This window comes from Brevibacillus sp. NL20B1, from assembly GCF_018195675.1.
Classification (GTDB): Bacteria; Bacillota; Bacilli; order Brevibacillales; family Brevibacillaceae; genus Brevibacillus; species Brevibacillus aydinogluensis.
On record NZ_JAGTPT010000058.1, the window covers coordinates 1 to 1,553 of the forward strand.

1 protein-coding gene is annotated in these 1,553 nt (G+C 36.6%); it reads left to right on the forward strand.

The genetic code is table 11. From position 1 onward, the window contains the following. Positions 1–9: 9 nt before the first annotated feature. A protein-coding gene (locus KDN35_RS19730) for an IS3 family transposase (RefSeq protein ID WP_481752782.1) occupies positions 10–1,553 on the forward strand; the annotation gives its coding sequence in 2 pieces (ribosomal slippage) (positions 10–652 and positions 652–1,553; 1,545 coding nt annotated over the 2 pieces). This gene is flagged as partial in the annotation.

Sequence of the window (1,553 nt, forward strand, 5' to 3'; positions counted from 1 at the left end):
AGTTTTTCTGTGTCTGGCAAACATTATTCTGAAGAGTTTAAATATGAAGTTATGAAAGCTTATGAGAAGAGGGACTACTCCATTAAAGAGCTCTGTTCTAAATATCAAATATCTCAAAATTCATTAAGAGAATGGATTGTGGGATTTGAAAGGTATGGATCGGAAGGATTAAAAAGATCTACATCATGGAAACCTTATTCTAAGGAGTTAAAGGAAGCAGCTGTAATCGATTATTTGTCAGGTGAACTTTCTCAATATGAGATCGTTAGAAAGTATGAAATATCAAGCAGGTCCGTACTCCGAAGATGGATTAGCATTTATAATAGTCATAGAGATTTAAAGGATAGGTCGAAAGGAAGGACAAACTCTATGACGAAAGGAAGAAAAACGACTTGGGATGAACGGATTCAAATTGTCCTTGATTGCTTAGAAAACGGAAAAGATTATCAAGGAACAGCTGAGACCTATGAGGTCTCTTATCAACAAGTATACCAATGGGTGAGGAAGTATGAGGCAGGTGGAGATGAAGCACTAAAAGATAAGCGCGGAAGGAAGAAAGAAGAAGCAGAATTAACTCCAGAAGACATTATCCAACTCCAGATTAAAAAGTTAGAAAGAGAAAATGAACGGTTACGTGCAGAGAATCTATTTTTAAAAAAGTTAGAGGAAATCGAAAGGAGGCGAAAATAAGTCAAATCCGATATGAAGATATGTATACCGCTATCCAAGAACTTCATGAGAAGGAAGAGGTAGAGGTTATTCTACTTTGTGAAATCGCTGGAATATCTAGGGCTGCATATTATAAGTGGTTGAATCGTACGCCTTCTGCTCGAGAACTTCAGAATGAAGAGATCATAAAAGAAATGAAAGCACTTCATGAGGAAGTTGATGGTATATACGGATACCGTCGAATGACATTGAACATGAATCGCAAGTTCGGCCAAAATTTCAATCATAAGCGAATCTATCGATTAATGAAAGTCGCAAGAATACAATCTGTCATTCGAAGAAAGAAAACCCCTTATAAGCGTTCTACTCCTCAACATGTGGCGGAGAATATATTGAATCGTGAATTCACAGCGGAAAAGCCGAATGAAAAATGGGTAACAGATGTCACGGAATTCAAATATGGCCCCTCAAAGAAAGCTTATTTAAGCGCTATTCTTGATCTATATGATGGATCAATTGTTAGTTATGTCTTAGGCCATTCTAATAATAATCAACTTGTGTTTAAGACGCTTGACCAAGCAGCAGGGCTTTTGGCTGGAGACCATCCCCTTATTCATAGTGATCGTGGCTTTCAATATACCTCTCATGGGTTTAAACGCAGGATAGATAAAGCGAAAATGACACAAAGTATGTCGCGAGTAGGTAGATGTATTGATAATGGACCAATGGAATCTTTTTGGGGAACACTCAAATGTGAGAAGTATTATTTAAATAAGTATGAGACATTTGAAGAGCTTTCTAAAGCAATAGATGATTACATTTGCTTTTATAATCATGATAGATATCAAAAACGATTAAATGGCCTTAGCCCTATGGAATATAGA